At 67.3% G+C, this 14,457-nt stretch carries 11 protein-coding genes; 7 read left to right on the top strand and 4 right to left on the bottom strand.

Annotation, left to right across the window (positions count from 1 at the left end; all coding sequences use genetic code 11):
• Positions 1 to 160: 160 nt before the first annotated feature.
• Complete coding sequence (selB, locus tag ASV56_RS16185) at positions 161 to 2,164, top strand: selenocysteine-specific translation elongation factor (protein ID WP_062563009.1); 2,004 nt, start codon at positions 161 to 163, stop codon at positions 2,162 to 2,164.
• On the opposite strand, the gene ASV56_RS23710 is transcribed toward selB, so the two are convergent.
• The gene (locus ASV56_RS23710; RefSeq protein ID WP_062563008.1) at positions 2,149 to 3,396 is read right to left on the bottom strand and encodes a LysR family transcriptional regulator; all 1,248 of its coding nucleotides are present in this window, start codon (positions 3,394 to 3,396) and stop codon (positions 2,149 to 2,151) included. The two genes, selB and ASV56_RS23710, sit on opposite strands and share 16 nt — an antisense overlap.
• A 121-nt stretch (positions 3,397 to 3,517) precedes the next feature.
• Here ASV56_RS23710 and ASV56_RS16175 point away from each other — a divergent pair, with 121 nt between their 5' ends.
• From ASV56_RS16175 to ASV56_RS16160, 4 genes are read left to right on the top strand one after another with little or no spacing between them, the layout of a single operon-like run.
• On the top strand, positions 3,518 to 4,300 hold the full coding sequence (locus ASV56_RS16175) for an enoyl-CoA hydratase/isomerase family protein (RefSeq protein ID WP_062563007.1): 783 nt from the start codon (positions 3,518 to 3,520) through the stop codon (positions 4,298 to 4,300).
• Between the two features lie 4 nt (positions 4,301 to 4,304).
• On the top strand, positions 4,305 to 6,401 hold the full coding sequence (locus ASV56_RS16170; protein ID WP_253880085.1) for a 3-hydroxyacyl-CoA dehydrogenase NAD-binding domain-containing protein: 2,097 nt from the start codon (positions 4,305 to 4,307) through the stop codon (positions 6,399 to 6,401).
• Positions 6,401 to 7,555, top strand: a complete 1,155-nt coding sequence (locus tag ASV56_RS16165) for a lactonase family protein (RefSeq protein ID WP_062563006.1) — start codon at positions 6,401 to 6,403, stop codon at positions 7,553 to 7,555. The genes ASV56_RS16170 and ASV56_RS16165 overlap by 1 nt, the downstream gene beginning before the upstream one ends.
• Positions 7,556 to 7,572: 17 nt before the next feature.
• Positions 7,573 to 8,313 (top strand): siderophore-interacting protein, encoded by a 741-nt coding sequence (locus ASV56_RS16160; RefSeq protein WP_062563005.1) that lies wholly within the window; start codon positions 7,573 to 7,575, stop codon positions 8,311 to 8,313.
• On the opposite strand, the gene ASV56_RS16155 is transcribed toward ASV56_RS16160, so the two are convergent.
• The 3 genes from ASV56_RS16155 to ASV56_RS24010 all read right to left on the bottom strand — a co-directional run bounded on the left by ASV56_RS16155 (position 8,310) and on the right by ASV56_RS24010 (position 10,965).
• Positions 8,310 to 9,518, bottom strand: coding sequence for a LysR family transcriptional regulator (locus ASV56_RS16155; RefSeq protein ID WP_062563004.1), 1,209 nt, complete (start codon positions 9,516 to 9,518; stop codon positions 8,310 to 8,312). The genes ASV56_RS16160 and ASV56_RS16155 overlap by 4 nt on opposite strands.
• 86 nt (positions 9,519 to 9,604) lie before the next feature.
• Entirely contained in the window at positions 9,605 to 10,495 is an 891-nt protein-coding gene (locus tag ASV56_RS24015) for an NAD(P)/FAD-dependent oxidoreductase (protein ID WP_172823784.1), read from the bottom strand.
• A gap of 89 nt (positions 10,496 to 10,584) precedes the next feature.
• Positions 10,585 to 10,965 carry a hypothetical protein gene (locus ASV56_RS24010; RefSeq protein WP_062563002.1) on the bottom strand — a complete coding sequence of 127 codons (381 nt, stop codon included), beginning with the start codon at positions 10,963 to 10,965 and terminating at the stop codon, positions 10,585 to 10,587.
• Between the two features lie 480 nt (positions 10,966 to 11,445).
• Here ASV56_RS24010 and ASV56_RS16140 point away from each other — a divergent pair, with 480 nt between their 5' ends.
• Together ASV56_RS16140 and ASV56_RS22970 are read left to right on the top strand one after the other, a co-directional pair.
• A complete protein-coding gene (locus ASV56_RS16140; protein WP_062563001.1) occupies positions 11,446 to 13,161 on the top strand; it encodes a UGSC family (seleno)protein in 1,716 nt (571 codons plus the stop codon).
• A 60-nt stretch (positions 13,162 to 13,221) separates the two neighbouring features.
• Positions 13,222 to 14,009 (top strand): IS5 family transposase gene (locus ASV56_RS22970; protein WP_123130128.1). Its coding sequence is split into 2 segments (ribosomal slippage): positions 13,222 to 13,558 and positions 13,558 to 14,009, totalling 789 coding nucleotides; the frame shifts between segments, so codons are not numbered across the junction.
• Positions 14,010 to 14,457: the final 448 nt, after the last annotated feature.

The following is a 14,457-nucleotide window of genomic DNA, read 5'->3' as shown; positions in this document are numbered from 1 at the left end:
TATCACGAAACGAGACCCTGCCATCATGCGCGCTTCTGCGAAAATCGCGGCACGAGCCCAACGGCTGCACGGCTTTCGGCGCGAGTCGGTGCCGTCGCCCGCTGACGGGCATCAATGAACGGCGGCCTTCCGGGGCCGAGGCAATAACGGAAGTCGAAGCATGTTCCTGATCGCTACCGCGGGTCACGTAGATCACGGCAAGACCGCGCTGATCCGTGCCCTGACCGGCACCGAGACGGACCGCCTGCCGCAGGAAAAGGCGCGCGGCATCTCGATCGACCTGGGCTTTGCCTATTGGACCGACGTGGCCGGGACCGTCGGCTTCGTCGATGTGCCCGGGCATGAGCGTTTCATCCCGACCATGCTGTCCGGTGCCGGCGCGGCCGATTTCGCCCTGTTGGTCGTTGCCGCTGATGATGGCATCATGCCGCAAACGCTGGAACATCTCGACATCCTGGACTTGCTGGGCATCCGGCAGGGTGTCGTCGCGCTGACGAAGTCCGATTTGGCGAATCCCGAACGGATCGCCTTGCTGGACCGCGAAATCACCCGGACTCTTGTCGGCACCGCGCTGGCGGGCTGCCCGATCCTGCCGGTCAGCGCCGCCACGGGGGCTGGCATCGACGCGCTCGCCCGGCTGTTGCGCCAGGCCGCCACGCGACCCAAGCCCGATAAGGAAGCCGGGCTCGGCTTTCGTCTGGCCATCGACAAGGCCTTCACGGTGCCGGGGGCGGGCACGGTCGTGTCGGGGGCGATCAGGGACGGCGCCGTTGCCGTCGGAGACGAGCTGATCCTCGCGCCCTCGGGTGAAACGGTGCGGGTGCGCGGCTTGCAAGCCGCTGGGCGCCAGGTTCCGCGCGCCGTCGCGGGCGACCGGTGCGCCATCAACCTGCGCGGGGTGGCGCTCGACCAGGTGCGCCGCGGCGACTGGCTGCTGGCGCCGGGCCAGCTTTGTGCCTCGCAACGGCTGACGGTGGATCTGCGGATTTCGGGCGCGGTCGCAAACGGCATCCGCCACAACAGCCAGATGCATTTGCACATCGGCACGACCGACATGCCCTGCCGCGTCCTGCTGCATGGCCATTCGACGCTGACCGCCGGGGAAAGCGGCGTCGCCCATCTGGTCACGGCCCGCCCGGTCTGCGCCGTCGCGGGCGACGCCTTCGTGCTGCGCGATGCCGCCGCCCGGCAAACGCTGGCCGGCGGCCAGGTCGTCGATCCGCTGGCGCCCCATCGCCGGCGCCGCGACGACGACCCCGAGCCGCTCTGGGCTGCCCTGCGCCGCCCCGATCCCGGCGCCGGGTTTCGCGACCTGCTGGCCCGGCCTGGCACCGAGGTCGATGCGGGCGCCTTTGCCCTGCGCCGCAATCTCGCCCAGCCGCGCATCGAGACGCTGCTGTCCGACGCCGACGTGGTCCGCTGCGGTCCCGGCGGCCGCCTCGCGCTATCGGTCCGAACCGCCGAGCGGGCCGAGGCGGCGATGATCGCCGGCCTCGACAGCTTCCATGCCGCCCAGCCCGCGCTTGCCGGGCGGCCGGTCGCGGCGGTGCTGGCCGACCTGCCCTTTCGCCTGTCGCGCGAGATGCGCCGCACCATCCTGCAACGGCTGCGAGAGCAGGGCAGACTGGCGGTGCGCGGCAATTTCGTGCATCGGCCCGACCATGCGCCGCCAGTTCCGCCCGGATCGGAGGCGCAATGGCAGCGCATCCTGGCCGCGGCAGCGGTCCTTGGGCGTTCGTCCTTCGGGTTGCGGGAACTGGCCGATGCCAGCCGCATCCCGGAAGCCGCCATCGCCGAACAGCTGTTCGAACATCGCGGCCGCATGGAGATCTGGCGCATCTTGGCCACGCGCCACATGCTCGACAGCGCGCTTCGCGAGATCGCGGCCAACGCCAGCGCGTTGAGCGGTCAATCGAAGGCGGGGTTCGACGTGGCAAGGCTGCGCGACCGCACAGGTCTGGGCCGCAACCTGCTGATCGAGGTGCTGGAATTCTTCGACCGCACCGGCATCGCCCTGCGCCGGGGCGACAGGCGCCGCATCGTCGCCGATCTGGACGCCGCCTTCCAGCGCGCCGCGCTGGCCGAGGCGGGGCTGCCGCGCAAGCTGTTTTTCGAGCGGCCGCGCAGCCGTCGCAAGCGCCCCGGGGGTCAGGCCTCGCGTTGAAGCGCCGCAGCCTGCCCGCGCAGCGCATCGACCAGCACCATGGCCACCGGCGACAGCATCGCCCCTTCCCGCAGCATCAGGCAGACTTGGCGTTCCATCCCGGTAAAGCCGGCATCCAGTTCGACCAGCGCGCCGGATTCCAGCTCGACCTCCATCTGCCTGGCCGAGGCCAGCGCCAGCGCGTCGCTGCTGGCCAGCAGCTGGCGCACCACTGCCAGATCGGCGGATTCGATGCTGGCCTGCGGCGGGGCGATCCCGGCCTCCAGGAATTGCGCATCGAACAGCGCCCGGCTGGGCGAACTGTGCCAGGGCAGGATCCATTGCCTGCGGGCAAGTTCGGCAAGGCTGATCGGCTTTCCGGCCAGCGGATGCCCCCGCCTTGCCAGCACGGTCAGCCGGTCGGCGAACAGCGGCTCGATCACGAGCCCGGTGAAATCCGTCTCCTTGCGTGGCACGCCCAGGCTGGCGTCGATCTCGCCCGAGCGCAGCCCGTCGATGAGCTGGTGGAACGGACTGTCGATGGTGGTCACGCGGATGCCCGGATGGCGCGAGATCGCATCGGCAATCGCCATCGGAAACACCCGCGTGCGCCCCAGCGGCAGCGTGCCGATCACCACCGTTCCGGCGTAATCGCCCGAGACCGTGGTGACATCCAGCGCCATGTGGCGCAATTCCGCGAAGACGCGCTTTGCCCGGATCGCCACGCGGTTGGCCGTCTCGGTCGGAATGACGCCTTGCAGGCCGCGATGGAACAGGGTCGCGCCCAATGCCGCCTCGATCCGGCCCAGCGACATGCTGGCGCCCGACTGGGTGATGCCCAGCCGTTCGGCCGCCGCAGAAATCTTGCGCGTTTCGACAAGATGGATCAGCAGCATCAGCTTGCGGTTGTTGAACAGCAGGTGCTCGATCGCGCTGGGGGAGGCGGCGGATTTGCGTGGCTTCATGCGCGCTAGATCGGCGGCGGCCTCGGCCAGTTCCGCCCGGATACGCCGCGCGCGGGCCAGCACCAGCTGACCATAGTCGTTCAACTGGATGCCTCTTGCCCCGCGATCGAACAAGAACATGCCGATGCTCTTTTCCAGTTCCGCCACCGCACGCGAGACGGCCGAAGGGGCCTTGTTGAGGATTCGCGTCGCCCGCGCGATGCTCTCCTCCCCGGCAACGCTGAGGAAGATTCGGATCGTATGCAGCTGGGCCCCGTCGGTTTCGGCGGTATCGATATCGTCTCTCATCTGCCCCCCTCCCTGGTGATGATAACACAAGTCGACAGCGCCATAACCAATTTGGCAGCCCACTTTCGGCTGAATGGGTATAGGCAAAACCGGCAAACGGCCAGCCCAGAGGAGAACAGGAATGCGTGGAACCGAGGCTGTCGCATACCAGCTGCATAACGATATCGCCGTGCTGACCCTCAATCGGCCCGAGAGCCGCAATGCCATCGACGACGCGATGCGCGAGGCCCTGCTCGAACGGCTGGACGCGCTGGAGGCTGATGAGAATGTGCGCGCCGTGGTCGTGACCGGCGCCGGAAAATGCTTTTGCGCGGGCGGCGACATCGCCGCCATGCGGGCCCGGCTGGATGCGCCGGCGGGGCAGATCGCCTTCAACGGCTTCCGCCGCCAGATCCGCACCCACAAGGCGATCGCGCGCATTCACGGATTCCACAAGCCGGTGATCGCTGCCGTGAACGGCCCGGCAGTCGGCCTGGGCGCCGATCTGGCGCTGGCCTGCGACTTCGTGCTGGCCTCGGACAGCGCCTTTTTCGCCATCAGCTACATGCTGCGCGGCCTGATCCCGGATGGCGGCAGCCTCTATCTGCTGCCCCGGCGCGTCGGACTGGCCCGCGCCAAGGACCTGATCTATTCCGGCCGCCGCGTGGCGACCGAAGAGGCGCTGCGCATCGGTCTTGCGGATCGCTCGGCCGCGCCCGAGGCGCTGATGGAGACCGCCCTTGGCTGGGCGCATGAGCTCAGCCGGGGCTCGCTGACCGCAATGGCGCTTGGCAAGACCATCCTCAACGAAAGCTACGAGACCGGGTTGGAAGAGATCTTCGAACTCGGTGGGCGCAGCCAGGCGATCTGCTACAGCTCGGCCGAGCATCGCAGCGCCGTCGAAGCCTTCCTGGCCAAGGACTAAGCCCATGACCGAGCCGACGGCAATGCCTGTCCGGACGGGGCTGCAGGATCGCGCCTTCGTCATCACCATCGACAATCCGCCGGTGAACGTGCTGGGTCAGGCGGTCCGCGCCGCGCTGCTCGACGCCTGCGACCAAGCCGCGAAGGCGCTCGGGGGCGGCGAGGCCGACCGCGTGATCGTGACCGGCGCCGGCCGCGCCTTTGTCGCCGGCGCCGATACGCGCGAATTCGACGGGCCGGCGCTGGACCCGCAACTGCCGGATGTGCTGGCGCGGCTTTCGGCCCTGCCGGCCATCGCCGCGATCAACGGCGCGGCGCTTGGCGGCGGGTTCGAGATCGCGCTGGCGTGCCGCGCCCGCATTGCCACGCCCCACGCCCTGGTCGGCCTGCCCGAGGTGACGCTGGGCGTAGTGCCCGGCGCGGGCGGCACCCAGCGCCTGCCGCGACTGATCGGCGTCGAGGCGGCGCTGCCGCTCATCTCGACCGGCCGGCTGGTCAAGGGCGCCGAGGCCGCCCGGCTGGGGCTGGTCGATGCCCTCTCCGACGATCCCCTGGCCGCCGCGCTGGCGCTGGACGCAGCGCTGCTGGCGCGGCTGGCGCTGGACGACCTGCCCTGCCCTGCCCCCGCACCGGATGCCGGCGAGGCCGCCCGGCTTCACGCGCGCAAGCGCTTGCGGGCCCAGGTCGCGCCGCTGAAGGCGATCGAACTGGTCGAAGCCGCTGCCCGCCTGCCGCTGGCGGAAGGTCTGGCGCAAGAGCGCGCCGCTTTCCTGGAGCTACGGGCCTCGCCGCAGGCCCGCGCGCTGCGGCACGTCTTCTTTGCCGAACGCAGCGCCGGTGCGGCGCCCGCCGTCGCCCGGCTGACCCCCGCGCCGCTGAAGACCGCGCTGGTCGCGGGCGGCGGCACCATGGGGGCGGCGATCGCCTATGCCCTGCAGGGCGCCGGGCTGGAAATCGCGCTGCTCGAGCATGACGAGGCCGCGAGCGATCGCGCGAAAGCGAACCTGCGCAAGCTCTTCGACGAGGCGGTCGGCCGCGGCAAGATGGCCCGGGATGAGGCAGAGCAGCAGCTCGCGCGTCTCCGCTTCCTTCATGGCGGCGAAGCCCTGTCCCCGGTCGATCTGGCCATCGAGGCGATCTACGAGGATCTCGATGCCAAGCGGGCGCTTTTCGCCCGGCTGGCTCGCGATCTGCCGCCGGAAACGCTGCTGGCCACGAATACGTCCTACCTGGACGTGAACGCGATCTTTGCCGGCCTGGCGCACCCCGAGCGCTGCCTGGGGCTGCATTTCTTCGCACCCGCCCATCTGATGCGGCTGGTCGAGGTGATCCGGGCCTCGGAAACCTCGGCCCAGAGCCTGACTACCGCCTTCGCGCTGACCAAGCGGCTGGGCAAGATCGCCGTCGAGGCCGGGGTCTGCGACGGCTTCATCGGCAATCGCATCCTGATGCGCTATCGCCAAGAAGCCGACGGCGCGCTTCTGCGCGGCGCCCAACCGGCCGATGTGGACGCGGCCATGGCCGATTACGGCATGGCGATGGGCCCCTATGCCGCGCAGGATCTGTCGGGGCTCGACATCGCCCATGCCAACCGTCAGCGCAAGCGCCGCGCCGGCCTGCCGCTTTCGCCGCGCGAAACCGGCTTGCCCGACCGCATGGTCGAAGAGCTGGGCCGGCTGGGGCGCAAGAACGGCCGCGGATGGTTCGATTACGTGGACGGCGCCCCCAGCCCCTCGCCCGAGGTTGCGGCCCTGATCGCGCAGGTCGCGCAGGAAAGCGGCATCGCGCCCTTGCAGCAGGGGCCGCAAGGGATCGCGCGTCGGCTGGTGCTGGCGATGATCGCCGAAGGCTGCGACATTGTCCGCGAGGGTATCGCTCGCCGTCCGGCCGATATCGACCTGGTGCTGGTGCATGGCTACGGCTTCCCGCGCTGGCGCGGCGGCCCGATGCTGCAAGCGGACGAATGGGGCTTGTCTCAGGTGCTCGACGAACTCCGCGACCTAGCGCTGGCCGACCCCGCTTGCTGGAGCATTCCGCCGCTGCTGGAACAGCTGGTCGCGGAGGGCCGCAGCCTGGCCGAGCTGAACGGGACCGGGCGCTGATGCGGCCGGCTTTCCTGTATGTCGGCAGCCGGCGCAAGGGGCCGTCCTCGTGGTCGCCGCCCCCCGCCGGCGAATTCGGCATCGGGATCCACCGTTTCGACTGCGAGACCGGCGCTGTCGCCGCGGTCGGCCGCGTCGCCCCCGAACTGTCGGTCGGCTATCTGCTGCATGACGCCAGGCGCAGCGTGCTCTACGCGCTGCATGAGGCAATGACCCTGCCCGACCGAAAGCGTGGCGGCGGCGGCATGATCGCCGCCTTTCGCATCGACCCCGAGACCGGCGCGCTAACCGAGATCTCGCGCAGTCCCAGTTTCGGAACGCTGCCCTGTCACGCCACGCTGGACGCAGAGGGCCGGCACCTGCTGGTGGTGCATCACACCGGTCATACCCCGGTCACCCGCACCCGCAAGACCGCGCAGGGCTATGAAATCGTCCTGGAATACGATGAAGCCGCGACGGTGATGTTTCCCCTGGACGATGCCGGGCGCATCCAGCCGCCTTGCCATGTTCGCCCCCACGACGGTCGGGGCGCCCTGCCGGACCAGACCCATTCGCAGTTGCATTGCATCCGCCAGCTTCCCGGCACGGATCTCTTTGCCATTTGCGACAAGGGCGGCGACCAGGTCACGCTGCTGCGGCAGGCGGGGGAAACGCTGCACCCTGTCCGGGACATCCCCGCCCCGCCGGGCAGTTCGCCGCGCAGCTGCCTGACCCATCCCCGCCTGCCGGTGCTCTACGCCAATTTCGAAACCGCCCCCCTGCTGCACGCCTATCGCTGGAGCGCGGATGGAGAGTTGGAGCGGATCGCCGCCATCGCCCCCTGGGCGCCGTCCGCGGGACCGCAGCCCGCGCTTATGCCCTCGGACATGGCGATCAGCGCCGACGGCAGCCGGCTCTACCTGCTGCTGCGCGGCCCCGAGGCCCTGACCACCTGCCTTCTGCATCCCGATGGCCGCCCCGAGCCGATCGACACCCGGCCCTTGCATGTCGAAAACCCGCGCGCCATCGCGCTTTCGCCCGACGGAGCGCATCTTCTGGTCGCCGCCGTGGTCAGCCAGGAGATCGCGGTCTGGCCGCTGAACAAGGACGGGTTGCCTGTCGGCGAAGGGCGCCGCCAACCCTGCGCCCATGCCGGCTGCATGGCCTTTGCGTAATCCCGAAAGGACGGACCATGGAAGATAGCGGACCGATCGTCACCCGGCACCGACACGAAAGCCGGCGCCGGCTGCTGACCGTCCAGCAGGTCCGGCGCCTGACCCCGTCCATGATCCGCATCGTCCTGGGCGGCGAGGCGCTGCACGACTTTGTCAGCCTGGCACCGGACGATCACGTCAAGCTGTTCCTTTCCTGCCATGGCGTGCCGGTGTCGCGCGACTACACGCCGCGCCATTTCGACCCCAAGGCCCGGACGCTGACACTGGATTTCGCCATTCACGCCGCCGGGCCGGCCACGGATTGGGCCTTGGCGGCCCAACCTGGCGACAGCCTGGAAATCGGCGGGCCACGCGGCTCGGCGGTCGTGGCACCGCTGTTCGACTGGTGGCTTCTGATCGGCGACGAGACCGCCCTGCCCGCAATCGGTCGCCGGGTCGAGGAATTGCCGGCGGACACGCCGGTCATCACGCTGGCCAGCGTTCCGTCCGCCGAGGATGAGCAGGCCTTCGCCACCCGGGCCCGGCATCGCGCGCATTGGCTTTACCGTCCGCTTTCGGAGGCGGCGAATCCCTCCCATCTGCTCGAGGCGGCGCGCAAGCTGGACTTGCCTCCGGGCAAGGGCTTCGTCTGGATCGCCGCCGAAGCCGGGGTCGCACGGGCGCTGCGCGATCACTTTCTGAAGGAACGGCAGCACCCGCAGACCTGGCTCAAGTCGCCGGGCTATTGGCAGAGTGGGTTAAAGGGCACGCCGGATTAGACTGACTTGTTCCCAGGGTCGGCGCCAAAAGGACGGGCAGCCTTGCCAATCGCCTCGATCAGGGTGCGTGCTGCCGGCGAAAGCATCGCTCCCTCGCGACGCAGCATCACGACCTCTCGCGCGATCCTGTCGGCCTGCACGTCCAGGCAGACCATGGTCCCCGAGCCGATCTCGGCCGCGACCAGTTGATGGGAGGTAAAGGCCAGCATGCCGTTTTCGGCCAGCAACCGGCGGATCAGGGCCAGATCGGCGGTCTGAACGGCAGGTTGCGGGGGCTTCAGGCCAAGCCTGAGGAACTGGCGTTCGAACAGGCCCCGGCTGACCGAATGAGCGGCCGGCAGGATCCAGGGCTCATCCGCGATCTCGGCCAAGCCCAGCCCGGCCCGCGCGGCCAGCCTGTGATCGGCCGCCGCCACCATGATCAACCGGTCGGCGAAAAGCGGTTCGGCCACCAGCCCCTTGGCATCGAAATCCCTGCCGGGCACCGTCAGCACGATATCGATCTCGCCCGCGCGGAGCCGCGAGATCAGCGTCTCGCCCGGCGCTTCGATGGCGTCGACCTGGACACCGGGATGCCGGGCGACGCAATCGCCGATGCCGCGCGGCAGAATCTCGGTCCTTGCCAGCGGCAGTGCCCCGATGACCGCCGTGCCGACCGGCTCTCCGGCAAAGGAGGCCAGGTCGGACAAGGCATGGCGCAACTCGGCCCGCATCCGGCGCGCGCGCAGGATCAACCGCGCCGCCGCATCCGTCGGGGTCATGCCCTGGATGCTGCGGTAGAACAGCCGGACTCCCAGCGTTTCCTCGATCCGTCCAAGCGACATGCTGACCCCCGACTGACTGATGCCCTGCGTCAGCGCCGCCCCCGAGACCGATCGGGCATCCGACACATGAATCAGCAAAAGCAGCTTGCGCCCGCTGCGCAGCATGTGTCGCAGGGCCCCGGCATGGACCCGACCGCTGCGGCCATTCATCCGGCCGATATCGGCCTGGGCAGCAGCAATTTCCGCCTCGATCCGAGCCAGGCGCGCAAGAAGCACGCGGCCATAGCCGTTGAGCACGAAACCAGAGCCACCGCGCTCGAACAGCGGCAGACCCAGGATCTGCTCGATCTCGGCCACTCCCCGCGTCACGGCCGAGGCGGATTTGAACAGCGCTTCGGCTGCGCCCGTCACGCTGCGGCGCTCGGCAACGGCGGAAACCATGAGCAACGCACCAAGATGGGCGAAAAGCCGGTCGGCGGTATCACTGGCGAAGGCCCCAGGAGCATCAAGGACGGGGTGCGGCATCCTCACCCGCCGCGCCTCAGGGCGCCGATGGCCCGGCTGGCGTCGGCACCCGCTTGCGACAGCCCCCCGGGAAAACCGCTGCGCACCGCGCCGACGGCCCAGAGCCCGGGCAGGCCGGTCGCACCATCGGCATCCACCAGCAGCCCGCCCTGCCCGTCGCGTGCAACCAAGGCTGGCAAAAGGCCGCAGTTCGGCACCGAACCGATAAAGACGAAAACGCCTTTGCAGCAAAGTTCTCGGACTCCCTCACCTCCTTCCAGCCGCGCACCGGTCACCTGAAGCCCGTTACCGAGGATCGCCGTGACCCTCGTGCCGGCCAAGATGCGGGCCCGACCGCCGGCCAGCGCCTTTTCGACCAGGTCAGGCCTGGCCTTCGGCGCCGCTCCGCGCATCACGATGGTGACGGCACGGGCGAAGCGCGCCAGAATCGCCGCTTCCTGAAAGGCCGCATCGCCCGAGCCGACCACGATGCATTCGTGCCCAGCGACGCGGGGGCCGTCGCAATCGGCGCAATGCGAGACGCCCTTGCCCTCATGCTCGCGCTCGCCCGGAATGCCCAGCTTGCGTGGTTTCGCGCCGGTCGCCATGACCACATGTCGGGCCGCATAAACGCCATGTGGTGAGATGACGTCCCAGCCGCCCCCCGGCCGTGGCAGAAGCCCGGTCGCCGCGTCGAAAAACGGCTTCGCACCCAGGTCCATGTTCTGCATGGCGATCAAGGCGCCAAGGTCCGGCCCGGAAGATGTGAAGGATTCCGGCGAGGGGTCGAGCCCCAGCACGGTCATCACCGCCCCGCCCGCCATCTCGCGCTCGAAGGTCGCCACGCTGAGTCCCTGCTCGCAGGCCAACCGGGCCGCGCACAGCCCCGCATATCCCTGCCCGATCACGATCACGTCAAAGGAATCCATCACGCTCTCCTCGCTGGAAACAGGAAGTCCCGCCGCGGTGCGCGGCGGGATGGTCGGCCGACGATCCAGCCGGATCAGGCAGAGGCGGCAAGTGCCGCTTCGCGCTCCTGCGCGGCGGCGAGCTGCGCCGCCCGCAAGTCCTGCGCCTTGGCGATCGCCTGGTCCTTGGCCGTATCGAGCAGCTTGTCGAGCGGCAGGCTGGCCTCCAGCTGCAGCTTTTCCGCCGCGCCGCGATCGATGCGGGCGCGGACGGTGCCGGCAGGATCCGCGGTCTCGACCCAGACTTGCCAGAAGACAGGGCCGACCCAGCCGGTGACCGAGCCCGCCGGCTTGCCGACATGGACGATGATCTCCTCGCGCGCCAGATCCTTCACCTGCCCCTGTTCGGCCAGGATCTGGCCCGCGAAGCGGTCTTGCCTTTTCAATTTCGTGATATCTTCGGATGTGTAGCCCATGTCTCTCTCCCTGGCTGCTGATGGACGCCGCGCCCGGTGTCGGCGCGATGGGGCACGATAGGCAGAAGGACCGGTTCATGCCTACCTGGTATCACAAATTTTCAATCGGAACGCACAGAAGCGCTAAGGATACCGTTCGCAAAGACAATAGTATAAGATACGGTTATGACTTAATTTTTCCTGAATAGCTCTGCTATAACCCGGCTCTTCATCCGCAGTGCCGCGAAGCAAAGCACCCGGCCTAGGCCAATCCAAATCGGCTTCCATCACAATATCGCAACGAATTTCACAGCGCGACGCTTGTGATCGACCGCTGCGGCCCTATCCTCGGGCATGTCGGCGGAGAGAGATTGTTCACCCGCTTTGACGAACCGACCCAGTCAGGCATGCCCCGCCAAGGGGCAGATGGATCTGTCGGCGGCTTGCCCGCCTGCTCCGTCGCGCCTGTCGCCGAAGCCCATCGAACCTAGGGAGAGAGATATGGACCTCAACAGATACGACGTGGTCTGGCCGCGCAGCCGGCAATTCCAGGACGGCACCCGCCTTGCGCGCCGCCTCGAGACGCTCGAAGGCAAGACCATTGCCCAGCTTTGGGACTGGATCTTCAAGGGCGACAAGATGTTCGAAGTCTGGGAGCGCGAGTTGAAGAAGCGCTACCCCGGCATCAACTTCGTTTCCTGGCGCGAATTCGGAGAGATCCACGGCCATAACGAGCGCAAGGTGCTGGAGGAACTGCCTGAGAAATTCGCCAGGTTCGGCGTCGATGCCGCGCTGGTCGGGGTCGGCTGCTGCGGTTCCTGCACGGCGGGCGTGACCCGCGCAGCGATTCATGTCGAGAAGATGGGAATTCCTACGGTCTCGATGATCTGCTCCGGCTTCGAGATGCAGGGCAAGATGACGGCCAAAGGCCTGCAGATGCCGAACCTGCCCTATACCGTTCACCCCGGCCATGTAAACTTCGTCACCGACGAGGAACTGGACCGCAACGCCGCCACCGTCATGCTCGACCAGGTCATCCGCGGCTTGACCGTGCAGCCGCCCGAGGAGGCGCTGGACGCCGAATACAGCCAGCGCGAGATCGTCTTTACCGGCAATTACAACCAGGTGCAGCAGCATTTCCTGAAGAACGAATGGTCGGAAGGACTGCCGGTGGTGCCTCCGACGCTGGAGGCCGTGGGCGAGTTCCTGAAGTTCACCGACCGCGATCCCGCGGAAGTGCTGGGCCATGTCCTTCCCGACAACCGCGAGGCGACCGTCTGGTCGGTGGCGGTCAACGGCGTTCTCTCCGGTTGCCGGCCGGAATACATGCCGGTCCTGCTGGCGATCGTCGAAGCCATGCTGGACCCACAATTCGGCGTCGAGCACCTGGGTCAGACCCCTGGCACCGAAACGCTGATCATCGTCAACGGCCAGATGATCAAGGATCTGAAGTTCAACCACGGCCAGGGCCTGCTGCGGCCGGGCTTCCAGGCCAATACTTCGATCGGGCGCTTCTGGCGGATGTATCTGCGCAACATCGGCGGCTTCCTGCCCGGCAAGGCCGACAAGGGCTGCTATGGCGGCAACTTCCGCATCGTCGTCGCCGAAGACGAAGCCGCCTGCGCCGAAGCTGGCTGGCCGACGCATGGCCAGGACGAAGGGCTGAAGCGCGGCGAGAACGCCGTGACCATCACCGCCTGCACCGAGATGACCCAGGCCATCGAGGTTGGCGATCCCAAGGCCGAGCAGATCCTGAAGAACATCGAGGCCCGCATGGCCGACAACAACATGTTCATCCAGTTCTTCTTCCGCGGCATGGTCACGCGGCCGACGATCATCATCACGCCACTGATCATGAAGGCGCTGGTTGCGCAGGGCTGGACCAAGGACAAGGTCCGCAAGCATCTTTACGAAAACGCCAAGCTGCGCGTCAGCCGGCTGTCGGGCATGATCCTGAATCGCTTCTACAAGGGGATCAACGACGGCAACTGGCCCGAGCAGCTGGGCACCTCGATGGATGTCGAGCGTGATATCCAGATGGTCTCGAAGCCCGAGGATTTCCTGATCGTCGTCGCCGGCGACCCGGCCCGCGACCATGTCATGATCGGCTCGTCCAACGGCTATATCGGCTTTCCCGTCACCAAGCAGGTCGAGCTGCCGCAGAACTGGAGCGCAATGCTGAAGGACGGTGAAGAAAAAGTGCTCGAAATGGCCTAGGTGGTGTTGACAAAAGGGATTCACAGGGTGGCCTGATCGTGATTCAAGCTGGTACCTGCAATGGAGACCAGCTTGGCACGAGACCTGATGTCGGACGAGGAATGGGCGTTTCATGAGCGCTTCATTCTGGCCGTGCGCGCCCCGAACGGGCGCAAGCCCGCAAATCACCGCCTTGTTCTTGATGGGATTTTCTGGATCGCGCGGACCGGCTCTCCTTGGCGCGACCTCCCAGAAGAGTTCGGGAAGTGGTCCAGTGTCTACCGCCAGTTCCGGCGCTGGACCCTGGCGGGGTTGTGGGAGCAGATCCTCGAAGCGCTGAACGAAAGTCGGATCGTGCCGGATGCGCTCCAGATGATCGACAGCACCGTGATCCGCGCCCATCATCAGGCAGCGGGCGCAAAAGGGGGACTCCAAGACAGGGTTTTGGCCGTTCAAGAGGTGGTTTCACGACCAAGGTCCACCTGCGCGTCAATGCTGCCGGGCTGCCAATGAGGTCGGACATCACGCCGGGCCAGACATCGGACTACCTGGGCTTTGATCTGGTCATGGACGACAACCTGCCGGAGCCTTGCATCCTGCTGGCCGATCGCGGCTATGACTCCGACAAGGTTCGCAAAACCATGGAGGCGCGTAGCATCCTGCCGGTGGTCCCGATGCGCAAGTCTCGCAGGCTCCGTGTCGCTGTCGATCGCAGGCTCTACCGGCTGCGGAACCTTGTCGAGCGGTGCTTCAACAAGCTCAAGAACGCTCGCCGTGTCGCCACCCGCTACGACAAGACCGCCGAAAGCTTCCTTGGCTTCATCGATATCACGTCGATCCGCCTCTGGCTCCGCCATTTGTCAACATGACCTAAGCCCGCGCCATGCGATAAATGTGCCCGCCGCGTCATTGCGGCGGGCAAGGTCATTTCAGGATGTATATTAAGCGCCTGATTGCAACGTGATCCGGTCTGGTCCGGAGTTCGCAATAGCGGGCGTACATTCCCTGCCCTTCCTCCATCACCGCGAGCCCGACGGAGTCCGATTGCTTTCTCCTCGATGCTTCCGCCGTGCCGGCCGACGCCGTGCTGTTTTATCCACGCCGGGCTAGATCCAGCCAGCCACGCTGGGTTCACAAGCCCATTCCGGCCATGACCTTAACGCGGTCCGGCTGTATTTCCAGCTACTCCGGCGATTTTGGCAGAACGAACCACATCGCGGGACGGGGCGTCGGATACAAGATAACCGCCAAGATCCCCTTCCACAGAACGCTGATCACGGAATCCCATGCCGGTCGCTCCAGTCCTGCGCGGCTTGA

The sequence above is a fragment of the Paracoccus aminovorans genome, from assembly GCF_001546115.1.
GTDB lineage: Bacteria > Pseudomonadota > Alphaproteobacteria > Rhodobacterales > Rhodobacteraceae > Paracoccus > Paracoccus aminovorans_B.
The sequence above is the reverse complement of the archived record's forward strand: the minus strand, read 5'-3'. Positions and strand labels throughout refer to the sequence as shown.

Excerpts from the sequence above, each read along its gene's own strand:
- selB (WP_062563009.1), top strand. The coding sequence starts at position 161 with ATGTTCCTGATCGCTACCGCGGGTCACGTAGATCACGGCAAGACCGCG.
- ASV56_RS23710 (WP_062563008.1), bottom strand. The coding sequence starts at position 3,396 with ATGAGAGACGATATCGATACCGCCGAAACCGACGGGGCCCAGCTGCAT.
- ASV56_RS16175 (WP_062563007.1), top strand. The coding sequence starts at position 3,518 with ATGCGTGGAACCGAGGCTGTCGCATACCAGCTGCATAACGATATCGCC.
- ASV56_RS16170 (WP_253880085.1), top strand. The coding sequence starts at position 4,305 with ATGACCGAGCCGACGGCAATGCCTGTCCGGACGGGGCTGCAGGATCGC.
- ASV56_RS16165 (WP_062563006.1), top strand. The coding sequence starts at position 6,401 with ATGCGGCCGGCTTTCCTGTATGTCGGCAGCCGGCGCAAGGGGCCGTCC.
- ASV56_RS16160 (WP_062563005.1), top strand. The coding sequence starts at position 7,573 with ATGGAAGATAGCGGACCGATCGTCACCCGGCACCGACACGAAAGCCGG.
- ASV56_RS16155 (WP_062563004.1), bottom strand. The coding sequence starts at position 9,518 with ATGGTTTCCGCCGTTGCCGAGCGCCGCAGCGTGACGGGCGCAGCCGAA.
- ASV56_RS24010 (WP_062563002.1), bottom strand. The coding sequence starts at position 10,965 with ATGGGCTACACATCCGAAGATATCACGAAATTGAAAAGGCAAGACCGC.
- ASV56_RS16140 (WP_062563001.1), top strand. The coding sequence starts at position 11,446 with ATGGACCTCAACAGATACGACGTGGTCTGGCCGCGCAGCCGGCAATTC.